The organism is Bradyrhizobium diazoefficiens USDA 110 (assembly GCF_000011365.1).
Taxonomy (GTDB): Bacteria; Pseudomonadota; Alphaproteobacteria; order Rhizobiales; family Xanthobacteraceae; genus Bradyrhizobium; species Bradyrhizobium diazoefficiens.
In genome coordinates this window covers 6845325-6864376 of sequence record NC_004463.1, presented here as the reverse complement: position 1 = coordinate 6864376, position 19052 = coordinate 6845325, and the positions used below count along the sequence as shown (strand labels likewise).

Sequence of the window (19052 nt, the reverse complement as noted above, 5' to 3'; positions counted from 1 at the left end):
GTTCCGCATGAACCGCCGACTGGACAACGACCGCACCATCCGCGCGCCCCGCGGCCGCGACATCAGCGCCAAGAGCTGGCTGACGGAGGCTCCCTTGCGCATGCTGATGAACAATCTCGATCCTGATGTCGCGGAGCGCCCGAGCGAGCTCGTCGTCTATGGCGGGATCGGCCGTGCCGCGCGCGACTGGGAGAGCTTTGACCGGATTACGGCGGCGTTGCGCAAGCTCGAAGACGACGAGACGCTGCTGATCCAGTCCGGCAAGCCGGTCGGTGTCTTCCGCACCCACGCCGATGCTCCTCGCGTGCTGATCGCGAACTCCAACATCGTGCCGCATTGGGCGACGCTCGACCATTTCAACGAGCTCGATCGCAAGGGCCTGATGATGTACGGCCAGATGACGGCCGGCTCCTGGATCTATATCGGCAGCCAGGGCATCGTGCAGGGCACCTACGAGACCTTCGTCGAGGTCGGTCGTCGCCATTATGGCGGCAGCCTTGCCGGCAAATGGATTCTCACCGCCGGCCTTGGCGGCATGGGTGGCGCGCAGCCGCTGGCCGCGACCATGGCGGGAGCCTCGATGCTCGCAGTTGAATGCCAGCCGAGCCGCATCGAGATGCGGTTGCGCACCGGCTATCTCGATCGGCAGGCCGCGACGCTCGACGAGGCGCTCGCGATCATGGAAGAGTCCGCAAAGACGAAGAAGGCAATCTCAGTCGGCCTGCTCGGCAATGCCGCGGAGATTTTTCCGGAGCTGGTGCGTCGCGGCGTCAAGCCGGACATCGTCACCGACCAGACCAGCGCCCATGACCCGATCAACGGCTATCTCCCCAAAGGCTGGACGCTCGCCGACTGGGAAGCCAAGCGCGCGTCCGATCCGAAGGCCGTCGAGCGCGCCTCGAAGACCTCGATGGTCGAGCATGTCCAGGCCATGCTGGATTTCCACGCGCAAGGGATTCCGACGCTCGACTACGGCAACAACATCCGCCAGATGGCGCAGGACATGGGCCTGAAGAACGCCTTCGATTTCCCCGGCTTCGTCCCTGCCTATATCCGCCCTCTGTTCTGCCGCGGCGTCGGGCCGTTCCGCTGGGCTGCGCTGTCGGGCGATCCCGAGGACATCTTCAAGACCGACGCCAAGGTCAAGGAGCTGATGCCTGATGACAAGCATCTGCACAATTGGCTCGACATGGCCAGGGAACGCATCAAGTTCCAGGGGCTGCCGGCGCGCATCTGCTGGGTCGGCCTCGGCGATCGTCACCGGCTCGGCCTTGCCTTCAACGAGATGGTGGCGCGCGGTGAGCTCAAGGCGCCGGTCGTGATCGGCCGCGACCATCTCGACAGCGGCTCGGTGGCAAGCCCGAACCGCGAGACCGAAGCCATGAAGGACGGATCGGACGCGGTGTCCGACTGGCCGCTGCTCAACGCGCTGCTCAATTGCGCCAGCGGCGCGACCTGGGTGTCGCTGCATCATGGCGGCGGCGTCGGCATCGGCTATTCGCAGCATGCCGGCATGGTGATCGTCGCTGATGGCACGCCGGAAGCTGCAAAGCGCATCGCGCGCGTGCTCTGGAACGATCCGGCCACCGGCGTCATGCGCCATGCCGACGCGGGCTACGACATCGCGATCGACTGCGCCCGTGACAAGGGGCTCGATCTGCCGAGCCTTTCGAAGTAGCTAGCCGCTCATCAGCAGCTTTGGCATCGTCGTCTTCGCGCCGTCCATGAAGGTCTGGACGGCGTCGCGGACGATTGCGTCGAGATCGGGCGGGATCGGCGTTTCGTAGATGAATTTGCGGATGGCGAGATAGAAGATGCGGCCGTGCAGGCCCCAGAACAGCTCGGTCTCGCGCTCACTCAGTGGGCGGGACTTCGCATCGGGCAGCTTGAGATCGTGACGCAGCTCGGCGGCCGCGGGCTCGATGATCTCGCGGCGGACAATGTCGAGATAGCGGCCGGTGATGCCGAACGACTTCATGCCGGAGAAGACGAAGATCCGCACCCAATTGTACTCGAACACGCGTTCGACATAGTCGAGATAGAAGCGCGTCAGCCGCGCCTCCAGCGACAGCGAGCGGTCTTGGATCATCGGCCCCCAGTCGGGCGACCAGCGGCTGAGATAGACCTCCTGGTACACCCGCTCGATCAGCGCTTCCTTGCTCGGGAAGTGGCGATAGATTGCCGAATGGGTGATGCCCAGGCGTTTTGCCAGTTCGCGGGTTTGTCCCTCGAAGCCGTGCTCCGCGAAGAAGCGGATCGCCTCGTCCACGATCGCGCGCTCGCGGTCGGCCGCGCGCATGTTGCGGCGCTTTGGCGCGGTCTTGCTGCCTGTCTCGGGCCGTCGTCGGACCGGTCGCTTCGCTGGTTTCTGCGCTTTTCGGGCCATTTCGTCGCTGAATCGCACGTCTTGTTGCCTTCATAGCCCAAGGTGCATTTGTGACCAAATGGTCATTTCCTGTTGACCGTTCCCCGGAGGCATGTCAGGATTTTGAGACCAGATGGTTACAAATCTGGCATCCCGGCTGATGAGCCGACGGATATCGAGGAAACGGCGGTGAAGGCGAGGGCTTTCAGCTATTTTCGTGCTGCGACGATCGACCAGGCGCTGGACGCTCATGCGCGCGCCGGCGATGAGGCACGCTTCATCGCCGGGGGCCAGAGCCTCGTGCCGGCCTTGTCGCTGCGGCTGCAGGCGCCGCGGCTCCTGATCGACATCACCCATATTGACGAGCTGCGCGGCGTCAGGCGCGAAGGCGGCTATTTGCGCATCGGCGCGCTGACGCGCCATTGCGAGATGCTGAGCGAGCCGCTGATCGCCGAGTTCGCGCCGCTGCTCGCAGCCGCGGCGCCGTTCGTCGCCCATCCCGCGATTCGCAACCGCGGCACCTTTGGCGGCAGCGTTGCGCTTGCCGACCCGGCTTCCGAATTTCCAGCGATGACGCTGGCGCTTGATGCCGAGATCGAGGTCGTGGGTCCTTCCGGCGCCCGGCGGGTGAAAGCCGACGATTTCTTCATCGACCTGTTCGAGACGACCTTGCAGCCCGGCGAGCTGATCACCGCTGTCTACGTTCCCCTGTTCAAGGCCGACCAGCGCTTTGCGTTCGACGAACTGGCGCGGCGGCGCGGCGACTATGCATTGGTCGGCTGCGGCATGCTTGCGACCTTCTCCGGCGAACGCATCGAGGACATCCGCATCTCCTTTTTCTCTGTCGGCAATAAGCCGACACGGGTGAAGGGAACGGAGGCGACCCTGATCGGCTCGTCCCTCGATGCGGAGCGTATCGCTGTCGCCCAAGCCGCGCTCGAAGGCGATCTCGCGCCGCCTGACAGCGACGAGGTGCCGCCGGCGATGCGGCTGCATCTCGCCCGTGTGCTGCTGGGACGCCTGCTCGGACGTCTGGGTGACGGCGCATGAGCGGCTTCGACGAAACCCTGCTGGGGGACGCCGACGAGACCGTGCGGGTCCGCCTCGTCGTCAACGGCCGCAAGGTTGCCTGCGAGGTCGCGCCGCGCGAGACGCTGGTCGATTGCCTGCGCAATGCGCTCGAACTGACGGGGACGCATGCCGGCTGCGAGATGGGCGCCTGCGGGGCCTGCCTCGTGCAGCTCGATGGCCGCGCCGTGCATTCCTGCCTGATGTTCGCGGTGCAGGCCGACGGTGCGAAGATCGAGACCATCGAAGGTCTCACCGAAAGCGGCGTGATCGCCGACCTCCAGGCCGAATTTCATCGCCGCAACGCACTGCAATGCGGCTTCTGCACGCCGGGCATGCTGGTCAACGCCAACGAGTTGCTCTCGCGGGTGGCGCGGCCGAATCGCGAGGAGATCCGCGACGCGCTGTCGGGTAATTATTGTCGGTGCACCGGTTACGAGGCGATCGTCGATGCCATCGATGCCGTTGCCAAGGCGCGCAGCGACAACGGAGGCGCGACATGAGCGCGCCTCTGACCTCGCTCGACCGCCCGAACTCTTATATCGGCCGTTCAGTGCCACGCCCGAACGCCAAGCGGTTGCTTGCCGGCCGCGGCCGTTATGTCAGCGATCTCCGCCTGCCGCGCATGCTGTACGCTGCGTTCCTGCGCAGCCCGCATGCGCACGCCAAGATCGTCGCCGTCAACACCGAGCAGACCCGTGCGCTCGAAGGCGTGCATCTTGTCGCCACAGGTGAGGACCTCGCAAAAATCTGCACGCCCTGGACCGGCACGCTCGATCATTTCAAGGGTATGACCTCGGCGCCGCAATTGCCGTTACCGCTGGATCGCGTGGTCTGGGCCGGGCAGGCCGTGGTCGCCGTCGTCGCCGAGAGCCGGGCGATCGCGGAAGACGCGCTGGAACTGATCGAGATCGATTACGAGGATCTTCCCCTCGTTGTCGATATCGACAGTGCGCGGGAAGCGGGCGGGCCGGTGATCAATCCCGGCAGTGCCAACAACACCTGCTTCCGCGCTCAGCTCGACAACGGCACCGTCGACGAGGCCTTCGCGCATGCGGCCCACGTGGTGGAGGAGGAATTCTCCTTCGGCCGCCACACCGCGGTGACGCTGGAGCCACGCGCGATCGTCGCCGACTATGATCCCGCTGCCGGCGCGCTCACGGTGCATCACGGGACGCAGACGCCTTACCAGTTCCAGGATCTCTATTCGCGCCACTACGGCATCCCCGAGGCCCGCGTTCGCGTCATCGCAACCGACATCGGCGGTTCCTTCGGGATGAAGCTTCATGTCTATCACGAGGACATGGCGGTGGTCGGCCTTTCGATCCTGCTCGGCCGCCCCGTCAAATATGTCGCCGACCGCATTGAATCCTTTGTCTCCGACATCCATGCCCGCGACCATCGCGTCCGGGCCCGCATGGCGGTCGATGCCAAGGGCGAAATCCTGGCGATGGACGTCCTTGACCTGACCGCGATCGGCGCGTTCTCGACCTATCCGCGCACCAGCGTGGTCGAAGGCAATCAGGTGATCCGCCTGATGGGCGCGCCCTATCGCTTCAGGAACTATCGCGCCACGCTGGAGGTGCTCTTCCAGAACAAGGTGCAGACCAGCCAGTATCGCGCTGTCGGCCATCCCATCGCTTGCGCCGTCACCGAGCGGCTGGTGGATATGGCCGCAGCCAAGGTCGGGCTCGATCCCTTTGCCATCCGCGCACAGAACGTGATCGCCGATGATGCCTATCCGCAGACCTCGCCGACCGGCTACCGCTTCGAGGCGCTGTCCCATCAGGCCTGCCTGAAGCGCCTGCATGAGATGATGGATTATGACGCGCTTCGTGCCGAGCAGGCGAATTTGCGCAAGCGCGGCATCTATCGGGGCATTGGCATCGCCACCTTTGTCGAGATCACCAACCCGAGCCCGGCCTTCTATGGCGTCGGAGGCGCGCGGATCTCCTCGCAGGACGGCGCCATTCTCAGCCTGACGCCGTCGGGCGAGGTGCGCTGCCTGATCTCGGTCACCGAGCAGGGGCAGGGCACCGAGGCGATCATCAGCCAGATCGTGGCTGACCAGCTCGGCCTCGCGCAGGAGCGCGTCAAGGTCATCACCGGCGATACCGAGGTGACGCCGCATGGCGGCGCCACCTGGGCCTGCCGCGGCGCCGGCATCGGCGGCGAAACCGCGCTCCAGGCCACGCGTGCGCTCAAGCGCAATATTCTGGAGATCGCCGCGCTGATCCTCCAGGAGCAGCCATCTGCGCTCGACATCATCGATGGCGAGGTCGTCGATGCGGTGACGCGGAACCAGCGAATGCCGATCGCGGAGATCGCGCGCATCGCCTATTTCCGCTCCGACACGCTGCCGCCGGGCACGCAGGCGCAGCTCACGGTAAGCCATCACTTCGCCCCGCAGGGTTATCCCTTCGCCTTCACCAACGGCATTCAGGGCTGTTCGCTGGAGGTCGATGTCGAGACCGGCTTCATCAAGGTGCTGAAGCATTTCATCGTCGAGGATTGCGGCCGCGTCATCAATCCGATGCTGGTGGACGAGCAGCTCCGCGGCGGCGTCGTGCAGGGGCTGGGTGCCGCGCTGTTCGAGGAATGCCGCTACAGCGAAACCGGTCAGCTCATGAATGGCTCGCTCGCCGACTACCTCGTTCCCATGCCGATGGAGATGCCCGACATCGTCATCGGCCATGTCGAGACGCCGACCGCCGACACCGTGCTCGGCGCCAAGGGCGTCGGCGAGGCCGGCACGGCGGCGGCGTCAGCTTGCGTGCTCAACGCGGTCAACGACGCGCTCGCGCCGTTCGGCGCCACGATCAACTCGATTCCGATCACGCCGACAAAAGTCCTGAAAGCCCTGAAGCGTTTCTAGAAAAAGACCCTGGAGGAAATCATGCCTAAATCCGGTTCGACCCCGAAAATAACTCGCCGCACCGCACTCGCCGGCCTCTCGGCCAGCGCGGCGCTGCTCGCGATGCCCCGGCTCGGCCGCGCCGCCGATGAGACGATCCGCATTGGCTTCCCGACGCCGCTGACGGGCCCGTTCGCAGCGGAAGCGCGCGACCAGGTCAGATGCGCCGAGCTCGCCGTCAAGCTCGTCAACGACAAGGGCGGCATCGGCGGCCGCAAGGTCGAGCTCTTGGTGCGCGACGATAAGCTCAATGCGGGCGAAGCTGCGACCCGCACACTGGAGTTGATCGAGAAAGACAAGGTTCATGCGGTGGTCGGCGCGCTCTCCAGCGCCGTGCAGCTCGCAGTCAACGAGGTCACCCGCGCCCGCGGCGTGATCTACGTCTCGATCAGTCAGTCCGACACGATCAACGAGGCCAAGGATTTCAGCAAGTACACATTCCACGAGGCGCTCAACCCGCACATGACCACCGCTGCGGTAGCGCGGCAGACCCTGAAGAAGGGCATGAAGGTCGCCCATCTCGTTGCCGACTATGCCTACGGCCATGAGATGCTGCGCGGCTTCAAGCGCGCGCAGACGACCATTGGTGCTAACACTGTCGGTGAAATTCTGCATCCGTTCGGGGCGGCCGACTATTCCACTTTCATGCCACGGCTGATGTCGATGCGACCGGACGTGCTCTGCATCTCCAATTTCGGCCGGGACCAGGCCAACGCGATCAAGCAGGCGGTCGATTTCGGCGTGAAGCAGCAGATGAAGATCGTCGTGCCCGTCATCCTGCACAACCAGCGCCTCGCGGTTGGCCCTGACGTGTTCGAGGGCGTGGTCGGCGGTGCCAACTATTATTGGGGCCTTGAGACGCAGAGCAAGACGGCAGCCAGCTTCAACGCGTCATTCAAGGCCGCCAACGGCGGCGCGATCCCGACCGATTACGGTGCCTATGGCTATTCTGGCGTCGGATCGCTGCTGGCCGCCATCGAGGCCGCCGGCGGCACCGACACCGACAAGGTCGTCGATGCCCTGGAGAAGCTGCAGTACGATCTGACCAAGGGGCCGCAGCACTACCGCAAATGCGATCATCAGTCGGTGCAGTCGGTGCTGGTGCTGGAGTCCAAGAAGAAGTCCGCGATGGCCAACGACAACGATCTGTTCGCCATTCTCGCCAATGACGCCGGCTCCGACGACATGCTGCGCAGCTGCAGCGAACTCGGCCACGCGACGTAAGTCTTGTGACGATGGACCTGTCGCTGACTATCATGCAGCTTCTCTCCGGGATCGCCCTTGGGGCGGTCCTGGTGATCACTGCGCTTGGATTGACGATCGTGTTCGGCATGCTCGGGGTGGTGAATTTCGCCCATGGCGCGCTGTTCATGATCGGGGCCTATGCTGGGCTGTATCTGGCGTCGCTCACCGGAAGCTTCTGGTGGGGACTGCTGCTCGCTCCCATCCTGATCGGCGCCTTCGGCATGCTGATCGAGTTCGTCCTGATCCGCAGGCTCTATGGACGCTCGGTCGACGATCCGTTGCTGCTCACCTTCGGCCTCAGCTACATCCTCGTCGAAGGTGTGCGCATCGTGTTCGGGAGCGACGGCATTCCGTTTCCAACCCCGCCGCAACTGGTCGGCGTGCTTGATCTCGGCATCGGCTTCTTCCCGCGCTACCGCCTGTTCGTCATCGCGCTGGTGGCCGTGGTGCTGCTGGTGCTCTGGCTGACGCTGGAAAAGTCCCGCATAGGCTTGATCGTGCGCGCCGGCGCGCGCGATCCCACCATCATGCAGGTGCTCGGCGTCGATATCGGCCGGGTCTGGCTTGCGATCTTCGGCCTCGGCGTCGGGCTCGCCGCGCTCGGCGGCGTGCTCGCCGGTCCCATGCGCAGCGTCAATCCGGAGATGGGCTCGCTCGTGCTTGCGGAGGCGTTCGTGGTGACCGTGATCGGTGGCCTTGGTTCGATCGTCGGGGCTGTCGTTGCCGGCCTCATGGTCGGCATATCCATCAGCATGGTCGCGCTGTTCGCCCCTGAGATGGCGACCATCGTCATGTTCGCGCTGATGGCGGTGGTGCTGCTGATCCGCCCGCAGGGCCTGTTCGGCGTCAGAGGGAGGACCGCGTGATGCTGCCTTCGAGCGGCGAGTCGGTAGCCCGGCCCTCGCGCAATGGGATCGCCTGGATTCTCGACCAGCGTGTGCTGCTCCCGATCGCGGTGCTTGCCGTGCTGCCCTGGCTGCTGCCGTCACAGGCGCTGGCCGTGAACGTCCTGATCTACGGGGTCGTGGTGATGGGCTACAATCTGTTGTTCGGCTACACCGGGCTGTTGTCGTTCGGCCAGGCCGCCTTCTTCGGCGCGGGCGCCTACTTCACCGGCATTGCGATCGGCCGCTACGGCGTGCCCTGGTTCGCCGCGGTGCCGATCGCCGTGCTCCTCAGCACCTGCCTCGCTGCTGCGATCGGCATCGTCTCGACACGCACCCGTGGCATTTACTTCTCCATGGTAACGTTGGCGCTGGCCCAGCTCGTCTATTACGTCGCGCTGCAGGCCTCGTCCTTCACCGGCGGCGAGAACGGCCTGCGCGGCTTCACCGTCGACCGCATCAACCTGTTCGGCCTTTCCGTCAATTTCCTCGACCCCATCAACAAATACTACGTGCTGATGGTCTTCGCGGCGCTGGCGCTGTGGTTCCAGTCGCGCATCCTGAACTCGCCGTTCGGTGCCGTGATCGAGGCGATCCGCGAGAACGAGCAGCGGGCGCGGGCCTGCGGCTATGACGTCGAGCGCAGCAAGCTGATCGTGTTCATGCTGTCGGGCGCGATCTCCTCGCTTGGCGGCTGCATGCTGGCGCTGCATCTGTCGATCGTGCCGCTGGACATCCTGCACTACCAGACCTCCGGCATGATCGTGATGATGGTGTTGCTCGGCGGCGCCCGCAGCTTCTTCGGCCCGTTCGTCGGCGCGGCGAGCTTCCTGATCCTGGAGGACGTCATCTCGCTCTGGACGCCGCATTGGCAGATCTTTGTCGGCGCGATCTTCGTCCTCTTCGTGCTGTTCCTGCCCAAGGGCATCTGGGGCACGCTGCTCGATGCGCTCGGCATCGGAAAGGCACGGCCATGAGCGGCGAGTTGCTTCGCGCCGAGGGGATCGGCAAGCGCTTTGGAGGCTTCGTCGCGCTCGAAGGCATCACCGTGTCCTTTGCGGCGGGACAGCTCACCTCGATCATCGGGCCGAACGGCGCCGGCAAGAGCACCTTTTTCAACATTCTCTCGGGTGCGTTGACGCCGACCTCGGGCAAGCTGCACTTCAGGGGACGCGAGCTGAATGGCCTGCCCCAGCATCGCTTCGTGCATCAGGGCATCTCGCGCTCCTACCAGATCACCAACATCTTCCCGGACCTGTCCGTGCACGAGAACGTGCGCGTGGCAGCACAGGCGCTGACCGTCAGCTACGACATCTGGCGCAACCGTGCCCGGCTGGCGGAGCTGAATGTGCGGGCCGATGCCGCGCTAGACGCCGTCGGGCTGCTCGGTAAGCGCAGCGAGGTGGCGAAATTCCTGTCGCATGGCCAGCAGCGCGCGCTGGAGATCGCGATTGCGCTGGTCTCCGAGCCGGAATTGCTATTGCTCGACGAGCCGACCGCCGGCATGGGACCGGAGGAGACCAAGGACATGGTCGCGCTGCTCGAACGGCTCGCCGACAAGCGCACCGTGCTGCTGGTGGAGCACAAGATGAAGATGGTGCTGGGCCTGTCCAAGCGCGTCGTGGTGCTGCATCACGGCCGCCTGCTGGCGGACGGCGCGCCCGACGAGATCAGGAGCAATCCGGAAGTCCGCCGGGTCTACCTCGGACAGAGTGAAGGCTATGGCTGAGACCGCGCTGCTCGAAATCGAGAACCTCCACGCCTGGTATGGCGCGAGCCATGTCCTTCACGGCATTTCCCTGCAGGTGAAGGAGGGCGAAGTGGTTGCGCTCGTCGGCCGCAACGGCGCGGGCAAGACCACGACCTTGCGGGCAATGATGGGCCTTATGCCGAAAGCGACGGGTCGCGTGCGCTTTGCGGGCAGGGAGCTGTTGCCGCTCCGCGCCCATCAGCGCTTTCATCTTGGCCTCGCTTATGTGCCCGAAGAGCGCCGCATCGTCCCTGGCCTGTCCGTGCGCGAGAACCTGCGGCTCGGCCTGGTTGCTGCCGGCAGCGAGATCGATGAGCGTACCGCGATCGACGAGATCGCCGAGACCTTTCCGCGCCTGAAGGAGCGCCTCGATCAGGAGGGCGTGACGCTCTCCGGCGGCGAGCAACAGATGCTGGCGATCGCGCGCGCCCTGATCGCCAGGCCCAGGATGGTCCTGCTCGATGAGCCCTCGGAGGGGATCATGCCTGTGCTGGTCGAGGAGATGGGCGTGTTGTTCCGCCGCCTGCGTGATGAAGGCAAGACGTTGCTTCTGGTGGAGCAGAATGTCGAATGGGCCCTGCGGCTTGCCGATCGTGCCGTGATCATCGACCAGGGCGAGGTCGTGCATCAAAGCAGCGCCGCGGCGCTGCTGGCGGACAAGGACATTCAGGAGCGCTACTGCGCGGTGTGACCTCAGGCCACGACCTTGGCCTCGGCGCCGTCGAGGCGTTGCCGCTCCTTCGCGAGGTACTCGCCGATTGCATCGCCCCGCATGGGCTTTGCAAAATAGTAGCCCTGGATGAAGTCGCATCCCAGGCGGCGCAGGCTGTCGAGCTGGGCGCGGGTCTCGACGCCCTCGACCACACAGGCGATTTCCATGTCGTCGCAGAGGCCCGTGAGCGACTTGATGATCTTGTGGCTGACGGGATTGTCGTTGATGTCGGCGACGAAGCTGCGGTCGACCTTGATCTTGTCGAGCGGCAGGCGGTGCACGTGGCTCAGCGAGGAATAGCCGGTGCCGAAATCGTCCAGCGAAATGCCGCAGCCCATTGCCTTCAATGCCGCGATCGACTGCTGCGCGCGCACGAAGTCGAAGGTGACGGCGGTCTCGGTGATCTCGAAATCGATCCGGTGTGGCGGCAGCCCGCTCTTCTCCACGATGGTGATCAGCGGCAGGATCCCTTCGGGTGAGCAGATGTCGTGGGCGGAGAGGTTGAACGACAGGCGGATGTGGTCGGGCCAGGTCCTGGCCGTCGCGAGTGCGCGGATCAGAAGCGCCTGCGTCAGCGGCCGGATCAGGCCGATGCGCTCGGCGGCCGGGATGAAGTCGGCCGGCGAAACCAGGCCGAGGCGGGAGCTGTGCCAGCGCGCCAGGACCTCGAAGCCGGTAGTGTGCTCGCTCATGGCGTCCACGATCGGCTGGAACACCAGGTCCATCTCGGTGCTGAAATCGGCGGTGCGCAGCAGATTCTCGATGACGCCACGGCTGCGGATCTCGGCCTCGAGCTCGCTCGAGAAGATCACGGTGCGGCCGCGCAGATGGCGCTTGGCGTGATAGAGCGAATAGTCGGCGCATTCATAGAGCGCTTCCGCCGTCGTTGCCGACTGCGGGAACAATGCGAAGCCGATCGAGCAGGATAGACCGGTATGGGCGGTGTCGAGCTGGTAGGGAAGCTTGACCTGGTCGCCGATGCGTTCGCCGAGCCGCGTCAGATCCGCCTCCTCGGGGTCGCCGCACACGACAAGACCGAACTCGTCGCCGCCGAGCCGGGCGAACTCCACCCGCTGCGGGCCGAAGCCCTCGCAGGCCTCGCGGATGCGTCGGCCCGCCTCGATCAGGACGCGGTCGCCGACCGAGTGCCCGTAATTGTCGTTGATCGGCTTGAAGCCGTCGAGATCGATGATCCCGACCGCGACGCGGACGCTCCTGCGCTCGGCATCAACGAAGGCGCTGGACAGCTCGGCAAAGAAGCGGCGGCGGTTCGGCAGCTCGGTGAGGGAATCGAGATTGGCGAGGCGGAAGTTCTCGTCCGAGAGTGCCTGGGTCGCCGCCTGCTGCGCCAGCAGCGATTTGCGGCTGGCAACGAGATCGGCGAAGTCGCGATAGTAGATGAACAGCACCGTCACCATCGCGCCGGAGACCAGCAGATTGTTGACCGCGATCGCCTTCAGCGTCGGCTCGCCGGTGGCCCAGAAGAACAGCACATAGGGCACGTCGACGACCAGCGTCACGATCAGCGCCGCGGAGCGCAGATGCATCAGCGAGAAGATGCAGCCGATCACGGTCACCGCCATGTAGAAGGCGACCTGGCTCTTGGCGAAAGGATCGCCGTAAGGGTAGAGGGCGAAGGACCAGATGGTGAAGCCTGCGCCGATCGGCAATGTCATCCAGTTGGTGGCGCGCAGATTGCGCAGGATGTCGGCGTCGCTGCGCACGAGGTGACGCTGGCGCAGCCACCAGAAGGTGCGCAGGGCCGCAAGCACGGTCAGCACGCTCGGCACGATCATCGTCAACCAGTCCGGCGCCACGTTCACATATGTGTAGGCGACCGCGATCGTGTTGCTCATGAGAATGAAGTAGAGCAGCGGGACCTGCTTGGAGAAGGCGTCGAACTGCGCGCGCGTCAGGTCCGGGTTGTCCGTCGGTACGCGAAACAGCCGCATGGCGGCGGCGAAGTGAGACTTCAAATTGGCGACAGGCATTGAAATACGCGCCCCGGATCCCTTCAAAACGAGGGCGATCTTGCACAGCGGGGGTAAAGGGCGCGTTAGACGAGTTTCGTGCGGAAAGGCTAGCGCTGGTTGCACGCTGCCGCAGCCGTTCCGCTCGCGTGCGTTGGTGAGGTCGCGTTAACGATATGAGGCCATGGAAACGAGCAGTAACGAGTGCAAAGTACTGCAAGGCTGCGGCTACACTCTGCTAACCATGTGTGTCGCCGCAACCTGTTGCCGCACCTCTCCCCGCCCGAGGAGAGGTGGAAGGCAGCATCTGATGACGCTATTTCTTCTCCAGCGCCGCGGTCTGCTTGGCGAGCTGCTTGTCGAAATCCTCCGACAGGCTGGTCGCGTAGGTCACGAGCTCGCCCGGCTTGATGAACGGGTTCGGCGCGCCATCCTTCATCTCTGCGCGCTTGGCCTGCATGCCATAGACTTCCGGATGCGGCCCGAGCAGCACGTCGATCTTCATCGCCTTGGCCTTGGCGAAAGTCGCGCGGTAGTCGTCGACGATGCCGGCATAGGTCGGCTGGCCGACCAGCCGGTTCAGCGCCACCGTGCCGCTACAGAAGAACAGCACCTCGCGGTCCTCCTTGCCGTCCTTGACGGTCATCTCCCAGCTGGTGCAGCCCGGCGAGTGGCCGGGTGTTGCGTGTGCCGTCAGCGTGGTGTCTCCGAGCGTGACCCTGTCGCCTTCCTTCACCGCGCGATCGACTTTCACCGCGGGGAAGGCGAGGTCCTCGTTTTTCTCGTCACCCGGATAGTAGCCGCCTTCGAGCAGTGGCTTGTCGCGCTCGCCGGCAACGAGCTGCGCGCCGGTCTCCTTCTTGATCTCGGCGAAGCCGCCGGTGTGGTCGAGATGCGCGTGCGTGTTGAGGATGAGCTTGATATCGGCAACCTTGAAGCCGAGCTTCGCAATATTGTCCTTGATCATGCCGGTTGACTGGGGCATCGCCGTGTCCATCAGGATCAGGCCCTGCGATGTCTTGATGACATAGACGGCAATGCCGTCGGTTCCGACATAGTAGATGTTGTCGATGAGCTGGAACGGCTCGAACGGCGCCGTCCATTTCTTCATGGCGACTGCCAGAAAATCCTTGATGGTTTGCGCCTGCGCGCCAGTCGAGAGCAGGGTCAGAGCACACAGCGCGGCCGTCAGCCTTCTCATAGTTTACCTCCCACAGTGTTCTTGGCGTTTTGGTCTGGCGCGGGCGTTGTGGCCCGAGCGGTGCGCAAGTTACGTCGTGGCTGGCGCTCAGGGCAACTGCCACGTGTCCGCAAAAATTCATGGGCCGTGCGGGAATATCGGTGCGTTTGGTGAAAGCTGAGCGCGAGCCTATCGCCCGATCGTCACGCCGGCGGTCGAGCGCATTGCGTCCCGCAGGCTCGTCGCCTTCATGTCGTCGAGGACCTGCCGCGTGAGCACGGTGGTCTGGCCGGGCGTATTGAGGATCGTCTCGCCACGCGAGGACGAGAGCCGGTCGGCTTTGTAGGGCGCCGCGGGATCGACGGCGGGTGCCGTTGCCGGAACGTGGCGCGACCGCTTACTGGACGCCGCCAATGCTCCTTGCGAGATGCAGAGGGCGACGATCACGATCAATCGCAACGATGCCGCGGGCATGCGATCTCCCATATCCGGGGCGTCAGCCTAGCATATGGCGAGTATCCCCGCAGGGAAAAGGATCAGGCGAGAGCGGCCTGGCGTTCCCGCACCGGCTCGCGGACCCGGTCTGGCTTCCCTGGCTCGGCGAGCCGGGTAAAGCTGCGATGGCTCGCCTGTGCGGGCGCCTCGACGATGACGCCCTCGCAAACGATCTGCCCGCCCAGCATCCTGAACTCGAGCTTGTCGTAGCGCGGCATCGTCTCGCCGGGCGCGGGCGGCAGCAGCTCGACCCGGCCCTGGATGTTCAGCGTGGCATCGCCGGTGCCGTGAAGCCGCGGATTCCACATCCTGATCCCGGTCTCCGCCCAGCGCTGCCGGATCAGCGCCGCGCGATCGACGGGTTCCGTCGCTTTTGCGCGAACTTTCGGTGCGTTGCGGATCTCCGGTGCGGGAGACGCAAGGATCGGCTCCGGCACGATGTCCGCGTCGACCCCGGAGGTGGCGGCAGAAGTGTCCTCCGTGGCGACCGCTGTGACTGGTGCGGGATCGCTTGCGGGGACCGGCTCGATCTCCATGGCGACGTCGGCGGTTGACCCGCTGTCGACGCTGACGGCTGGGATATCAGCCGCAGAGACCTCGATCTCGACAAGAGCGACAGGCGGGTCGTCCACGACGGCCGGCTCAACATCCACGAGGACGCTAGGAGGTGGCTCGTGGCTGACGACGACGTCGAGGGTAGCAGCCGGAGCGATTTCAACGTCGACGGACGAAACCGGTGCCGCCTCGGCGACGACGGGCTCAACGCCGGCCGAGAACTCGCGAGATGGACTGCCACTGACGATGAGTTCGGGAATGTCGACCGGCGCGCTATCGACGTCGACAGACGGGACTGAGGCCTTTTCGGCGCCGACCGACTCGACGTCCGTCCCGAGTTCCGCAGGTGCGGCCTCGCTGACGGTGAGTTCGGGAACATCAACGGGCCCGGTCTCCTCGTCGACAGACGAGATCGAAGCCCCCTCCACGACGACCGCGTTGACCTCCGTCGGCGTCTCCGGGGATGAACCGTCGCTGTCGCTGGTATCAGTTTGCACCGTCGGCGGACTCTCCGCGATGACAGAGATCGCGGTGTCGTCCTCGGCGACCGGATCCGCAACCGCGGTGCCCGGGTCGCTGAGCGTTGGATCGGCGCTGATGCTGATGTCGGGAGTGCGCGCGGCCTCTGCAACGTCGACGACGATGGCAGGCGAATCGTCCGTGGCGATCGGCGCGGCGTCAATGCTGCCGCCGTGCGGCAAGGGCCGAAGCCTCGTAAACGCCCATTTCACCGCAGGGATGCGGCGCAGCAACGATATCAGTCTCGAAAGCACAGGGAGTTGTCCAAGAGGTACTCGGCGTGAGGCAATCGCTGATTCGCCAGCAATATGGAAAACTGCCCCGGCCGCCACACCGATGTCAATCTGGGTGGGACCAATTGCAGAACATCCGCACACCATCGCGCGAGAAGCTGCGGTCGCAATGACACCTGCATTATCGCCGTTCGCCATTGTGACTCCAACCACAGTGCAACCGCGCCGCCGAACGTCGGGCTTCCCTGCGTCATCCTCCCCGCGTAGTTTGAGATGTCTGGGGAGCGAGGACGTCACAATGAGGAAGCTTGCCGCCATCGCAGCGGTTCTGGTCTGGTCAACATGCGCATTTGCGCAGGATCGCACCATCATCGTGGCCTCGACGACATCGACGGAACAGTCGGGTCTGTTCGGCTATTTGCTGCCGCTGTTCTCGAAGGCCGAGGGCATCAACGTGAAGGTCGTAGCCGTCGGCACCGGCCAGGCGCTGGATATCGGGCGGAGAGGCGATGCCGACGTGGTGTTCGTCCATGACAGGCCCGCCGAAGACCAGTTCATGTCCGAAGGGCAGGGCGTGAAGCGTTTCGACGTCATGTACAACGACTTCGTCATCGTCGGGCCGAAGAGCGATCCGGCGCGAATTGGCGGCGGCAAGGACGTCGCTGACGCGCTGCGCAAGATCGCGGCGGCGAAGGCGCCGTTTATCTCGCGCGGCGACAAGTCCGGCACGCACGCAGCCGAGCTGAGATTGTGGAAAGAGGCAGGCGTCGATCTCAGTGCCGGCAAGGACAGTTGGTATCGCGAGATCGGTCAGGGCATGGGGCCGGCGCTGAACATGGCCTCGTCCTCGAACGCCTATCTTCTGTCGGATCGTGGCACCTGGCTGTCGTTCAGGAACCGCGGCGAGCTCGCCGTCCTGACCGAGGGGGACAAGCGGCTCTTCAACCAGTACGGCGTCATGCTCGTGAATCCGGCAAAGCATTCCAACGTGAAGGCGCAGGATGGGCAGGCCTTCATCGACTGGCTGGTTTCCCCGAAGGGACAGCAGGCGATTGCCGGCTACAAGGTCGGCGGCGAGCAGCTATTTTTCCCCAACGCGTCCAACTAGCAGGAAAGCGACGGTCGACACCGCCACACTGAGCGCGAGCAGGATCAGCCCGAGCCCCAGTGCCAGCGGCAGGTCGCCCTTGCTGGTTTCCAGCGCGATGGCGGTCGTCATCGTGCGCGTGAAGCCGCGGATGTTGCCGCCGACGACGATGATGGCGCCGACCTCGGCGATGGCGCGCCCGAAGGCCGCGAGAAAGGCCGTCAGCAGCGAAGTCCGTCCCAGCGCGAACAGGAGCCCCATGCTGCGCAGGACCGACAGCCCGTCGATCCGCGCCAGATCGCCATACTCCGCCCAGAGCAGGCTCGCCGGCCTGTGCACCAGCGCCACCACGATCGGTGTCGCGAGCAGCGTCTGCGCGATCACCATGGCCGCCGGCGTGAACAGCAGGCCGGCCGCCCCGAGCGGGCCGGACCGTGACAGCAGCAGATAGAGCGCGAGCCCGACCACGACCGGCGGCAGGCCGAGCAGCGCATTGGTCAGCACGATGATGACCTGACGTCCGCGAAAACGGGCGATCGCGAGCAAGGCGCCGAACGGTGCGCCGATCAGGAGCGCGACGATGCTCGCGGTCAGGCTGACGCGCACCGACAAGGCGACGATGCCCACAAGCTCGGAATCGGCCTCGCCGATCAGCGCGAAGGCGGCACCAACGGATCGTGCGAAGTCGTTCATCCGCGCCTGAACTTCAATGTTCGGGCGGCCTCCGGGGCGTCGATGTCGAGGCGGCAAAGGCGCGTCACAGACTGGTCCCTGCAACTTCCATTGTGGTGAGCAAGCGGCGGGCCGCCGCATGCCCTCAACTAGATCAACTCGCGCAGCACTTCAATCAGCCGGCCGCACTGCTCATCCGTTCCGACCGTGATGCGCAGGAAGTCCTCGATGCGCGGCTTCTTGAAATGGCGGACCAGCACGCCGCGCTGGCGAAGGGCGGCCGCGAGATCGGCACCGCTCCGGCGCCGATGACGCGCGAACACGAAGTTCGCAAGCGACGGCAGCACCTCGAAGCCGAGTTGCGCGAGATCGCGCGTGAGCACGTCGCGGCTCGCGATGATGCGGGTGCGGCTCTCGAGGAACCATGCCTCGTCCTCGATCGCGGCGACGGCGCCGGCGATGGCGAGGCAATCGACGGGATAGGAGTTGAAGCTGTCCTTCACGCGCTCCAGCGCCTCGATCAGCGGCCGCTGGCCGATGGCAAATCCGACCCGCAAGCCTGCGAGCGCGCGCGACTTCGAGAAGGTCTGGATGACGAGCAGATTGTCGTGGTGCGCAACGAGCGGCACGGCGCTCTCGGCGCCGAAATCGACATAGGCCTCGTCCACCACCACCAGCCGGTCCGGGTTTTCGGCGAGCAGTGCCGCGACCGCGTCGCGCGGAAGGGCGATGCCGGTGGGCGCGTTCGGATTGCAGAGCAGAATGGCGCTCGACGGCCGCCTGTAGTCGGCGATCTCGATCCGCATCGCGGCATCGAGCGGCACCTCCTCGTGAGCGACGCCATAGAGGCGGCAATAGACCGGGTAGAAGCTGTAGGTGACGTCGGGAAACAGAAGCGGCCTGTCGTGCTTCAGAAGGGCCGGGAAGGTGTGGGCCAGAACCTCGTCGGAGCCGTTGCCGACGAACACCTGCTCGGCCGCAACATCGCAATACGCCGCGATCGCCTCGCGCAGGCGCGTGGCGCGCGGATCTGGATAAAGGCGCAGCCGCTCCGCAGCCGACGCGATCGCGGCCAGCACGCGCGGCGAGGGCGGATAGGGATTCTCGTTGGTATTGAGCTTGACGACGCCATCCTGCTTCGGCTGCTCGCCCGGGACGTAGGGCGACAGCGTGCGGACGACGGGACTCCAGAAGCGGCTCATGATCTCCAATCCAGGTTGATCTTGGCACAGTAAGGCACGCCGGGCGTCGACGGAAGTGCGCTTCCCGTTCAGCAGCCGAGGCAGGTTTGCGCAAGCGTCGCAGCCGGGGACGTTCCCGCGAGCGTTACCTTCGTGCTAGGCTCATCGCGCAAACGTCCAGAATTGAGAACGACAACGAAGGCCGGCGCGCCCCAGGCTGCG

Annotated in this window: 17 protein-coding genes; 10 read left to right on the top strand and 7 right to left on the bottom strand. The window is 65.0% G+C overall.

The annotated features are described in order from the left end of the window. Window positions 1–7 precede the first annotated feature (7 nt). On the top strand, window positions 8–1678 hold the full coding sequence (gene hutU / locus BJA_RS31610; RefSeq protein ID WP_011088981.1) for a urocanate hydratase: 1671 nt from the start codon (window positions 8–10) through the stop codon (window positions 1676–1678). On the opposite strand, the gene BJA_RS31605 is transcribed toward hutU, so the two are convergent. Next, a complete protein-coding gene (locus tag BJA_RS31605) occupies window positions 1679–2299 on the bottom strand; it encodes a TetR/AcrR family transcriptional regulator (RefSeq protein ID WP_038966768.1) in 621 nt (206 codons plus the stop codon). Between the two features lie 255 nt (window positions 2300–2554). Between BJA_RS31605 and BJA_RS31600 the strand changes: the two genes are divergently transcribed. Genes BJA_RS31600 through BJA_RS31565 form a run of 8 tightly spaced genes read left to right on the top strand, consistent with a single transcriptional unit; the run spans window position 2555 to window position 10917 of the window. Next, complete coding sequence (locus BJA_RS31600) at window positions 2555–3415, top strand: FAD binding domain-containing protein (protein ID WP_011088979.1); 861 nt, start codon at window positions 2555–2557, stop codon at window positions 3413–3415. After that, entirely contained in the window at window positions 3412–3936 is a 525-nt protein-coding gene (locus BJA_RS31595; RefSeq protein ID WP_011088978.1) for a (2Fe-2S)-binding protein, read from the top strand. Before BJA_RS31600 ends, BJA_RS31595 begins: the two co-directional genes overlap by 4 nt. Further along, window positions 3933–6308 carry a xanthine dehydrogenase family protein molybdopterin-binding subunit gene (locus BJA_RS31590; protein ID WP_011088977.1) on the top strand — a complete coding sequence of 792 codons (2376 nt, stop codon included), beginning with the start codon at window positions 3933–3935 and terminating at the stop codon, window positions 6306–6308. The genes BJA_RS31595 and BJA_RS31590 overlap by 4 nt, the downstream gene beginning before the upstream one ends. A 21-nt stretch (window positions 6309–6329) precedes the next feature. Then, window positions 6330–7571, top strand: a complete 1242-nt coding sequence (locus BJA_RS31585; RefSeq protein WP_011088976.1) for an ABC transporter substrate-binding protein — start codon at window positions 6330–6332, stop codon at window positions 7569–7571. 11 nt (window positions 7572–7582) lie between these two features. Then, window positions 7583–8458, top strand: a complete 876-nt coding sequence (locus BJA_RS31580) for a branched-chain amino acid ABC transporter permease (protein WP_038966751.1) — start codon at window positions 7583–7585, stop codon at window positions 8456–8458. Further along, window positions 8455–9453: a branched-chain amino acid ABC transporter permease gene (locus tag BJA_RS31575; RefSeq protein WP_011088974.1), complete on the top strand. Its 999-nt coding sequence runs from the start codon at window positions 8455–8457 to the stop codon at window positions 9451–9453. Before BJA_RS31580 ends, BJA_RS31575 begins: the two co-directional genes overlap by 4 nt. Beyond that, the gene (locus BJA_RS31570; protein WP_011088973.1) at window positions 9450–10205 is read left to right on the top strand and encodes an ABC transporter ATP-binding protein; all 756 of its coding nucleotides are present in this window, start codon (window positions 9450–9452) and stop codon (window positions 10203–10205) included. The genes BJA_RS31575 and BJA_RS31570 overlap by 4 nt, the downstream gene beginning before the upstream one ends. Further along, window positions 10198–10917: an ABC transporter ATP-binding protein gene (locus BJA_RS31565; protein WP_038966750.1), complete on the top strand. Its 720-nt coding sequence runs from the start codon at window positions 10198–10200 to the stop codon at window positions 10915–10917. The genes BJA_RS31570 and BJA_RS31565 overlap by 8 nt, the downstream gene beginning before the upstream one ends. A 2-nt stretch (window positions 10918–10919) precedes the next feature. Here BJA_RS31565 and BJA_RS31560 read toward each other — a convergent pair whose 3' ends face one another. The 4 genes from BJA_RS31560 to BJA_RS31545 form a co-directional block, all read right to left on the bottom strand. Further along, the gene (locus tag BJA_RS31560) at window positions 10920–12929 is read right to left on the bottom strand and encodes a putative bifunctional diguanylate cyclase/phosphodiesterase (RefSeq protein ID WP_063921504.1); all 2010 of its coding nucleotides are present in this window, start codon (window positions 12927–12929) and stop codon (window positions 10920–10922) included. Between the two features lie 295 nt (window positions 12930–13224). Next, complete coding sequence (locus BJA_RS31555; RefSeq protein ID WP_011088970.1) at window positions 13225–14109, bottom strand: subclass B3 metallo-beta-lactamase BJP-1; 885 nt, start codon at window positions 14107–14109, stop codon at window positions 13225–13227. 168 nt (window positions 14110–14277) lie between these two features. Continuing rightward, on the bottom strand, window positions 14278–14562 hold the full coding sequence (locus BJA_RS31550; RefSeq protein ID WP_178372677.1) for a TonB-dependent receptor plug domain-containing protein: 285 nt from the start codon (window positions 14560–14562) through the stop codon (window positions 14278–14280). 62 nt (window positions 14563–14624) lie between these two features. Next, window positions 14625–15890, bottom strand: coding sequence for a hypothetical protein (locus tag BJA_RS31545; protein ID WP_038966767.1), 1266 nt, complete (start codon window positions 15888–15890; stop codon window positions 14625–14627). Window positions 15891–16188: 298 nt separating this feature from the next. On the opposite strand from BJA_RS31545, the gene BJA_RS31540 reads away from it, so the two are divergent. Continuing rightward, window positions 16189–16998 (top strand): extracellular solute-binding protein, encoded by an 810-nt coding sequence (locus BJA_RS31540; RefSeq protein ID WP_038966748.1) that lies wholly within the window; start codon window positions 16189–16191, stop codon window positions 16996–16998. Here the strand turns inward: BJA_RS31540 and BJA_RS31535 are convergent. Together BJA_RS31535 and hisC are read right to left on the bottom strand one after the other, a co-directional pair. After that, a complete protein-coding gene (locus BJA_RS31535; RefSeq protein WP_011088966.1) occupies window positions 16972–17670 on the bottom strand; it encodes an ABC transporter permease in 699 nt (232 codons plus the stop codon). The two genes, BJA_RS31540 and BJA_RS31535, sit on opposite strands and share 27 nt — an antisense overlap. 128 nt (window positions 17671–17798) lie before the next feature. Then, window positions 17799–18851, bottom strand: a complete 1053-nt coding sequence (gene hisC, locus BJA_RS31530; protein ID WP_011088965.1) for a histidinol-phosphate transaminase — start codon at window positions 18849–18851, stop codon at window positions 17799–17801. Window positions 18852–19052 lie beyond the last annotated feature (201 nt).

Bases quoted from the DNA above. Each gene is read 5' to 3' on its own strand.
- BJA_RS31555 (WP_011088970.1), bottom strand. From the start codon at position 14,109: ATGAGAAGGCTGACGGCCGCGCTGTGTGCTCTGACCCTGCTCTCGACT.
- BJA_RS31535 (WP_011088966.1), bottom strand. From the start codon at position 17,670: ATGAACGACTTCGCACGATCCGTTGGTGCCGCCTTCGCGCTGATCGGC.
- BJA_RS31560 (WP_063921504.1), bottom strand. From the start codon at position 12,929: ATGCCTGTCGCCAATTTGAAGTCTCACTTCGCCGCCGCCATGCGGCTG.
- hisC (WP_011088965.1), bottom strand. From the start codon at position 18,851: ATGAGCCGCTTCTGGAGTCCCGTCGTCCGCACGCTGTCGCCCTACGTC.
- BJA_RS31605 (WP_038966768.1), bottom strand. From the start codon at position 2,299: ATGCGCGCGGCCGACCGCGAGCGCGCGATCGTGGACGAGGCGATCCGC.
- BJA_RS31570 (WP_011088973.1), top strand. From the start codon at position 9,450: ATGAGCGGCGAGTTGCTTCGCGCCGAGGGGATCGGCAAGCGCTTTGGA.
- hutU (WP_011088981.1), top strand. From the start codon at position 8: ATGAACCGCCGACTGGACAACGACCGCACCATCCGCGCGCCCCGCGGC.
- BJA_RS31550 (WP_178372677.1), bottom strand. From the start codon at position 14,562: ATGCCCGCGGCATCGTTGCGATTGATCGTGATCGTCGCCCTCTGCATC.
- BJA_RS31580 (WP_038966751.1), top strand. From the start codon at position 7,583: ATGGACCTGTCGCTGACTATCATGCAGCTTCTCTCCGGGATCGCCCTT.
- BJA_RS31585 (WP_011088976.1), top strand. From the start codon at position 6,330: ATGCCTAAATCCGGTTCGACCCCGAAAATAACTCGCCGCACCGCACTC.
- BJA_RS31540 (WP_038966748.1), top strand. From the start codon at position 16,189: ATGAGGAAGCTTGCCGCCATCGCAGCGGTTCTGGTCTGGTCAACATGC.
- BJA_RS31590 (WP_011088977.1), top strand. From the start codon at position 3,933: ATGAGCGCGCCTCTGACCTCGCTCGACCGCCCGAACTCTTATATCGGC.
- BJA_RS31565 (WP_038966750.1), top strand. From the start codon at position 10,198: ATGGCTGAGACCGCGCTGCTCGAAATCGAGAACCTCCACGCCTGGTAT.
- BJA_RS31595 (WP_011088978.1), top strand. From the start codon at position 3,412: ATGAGCGGCTTCGACGAAACCCTGCTGGGGGACGCCGACGAGACCGTG.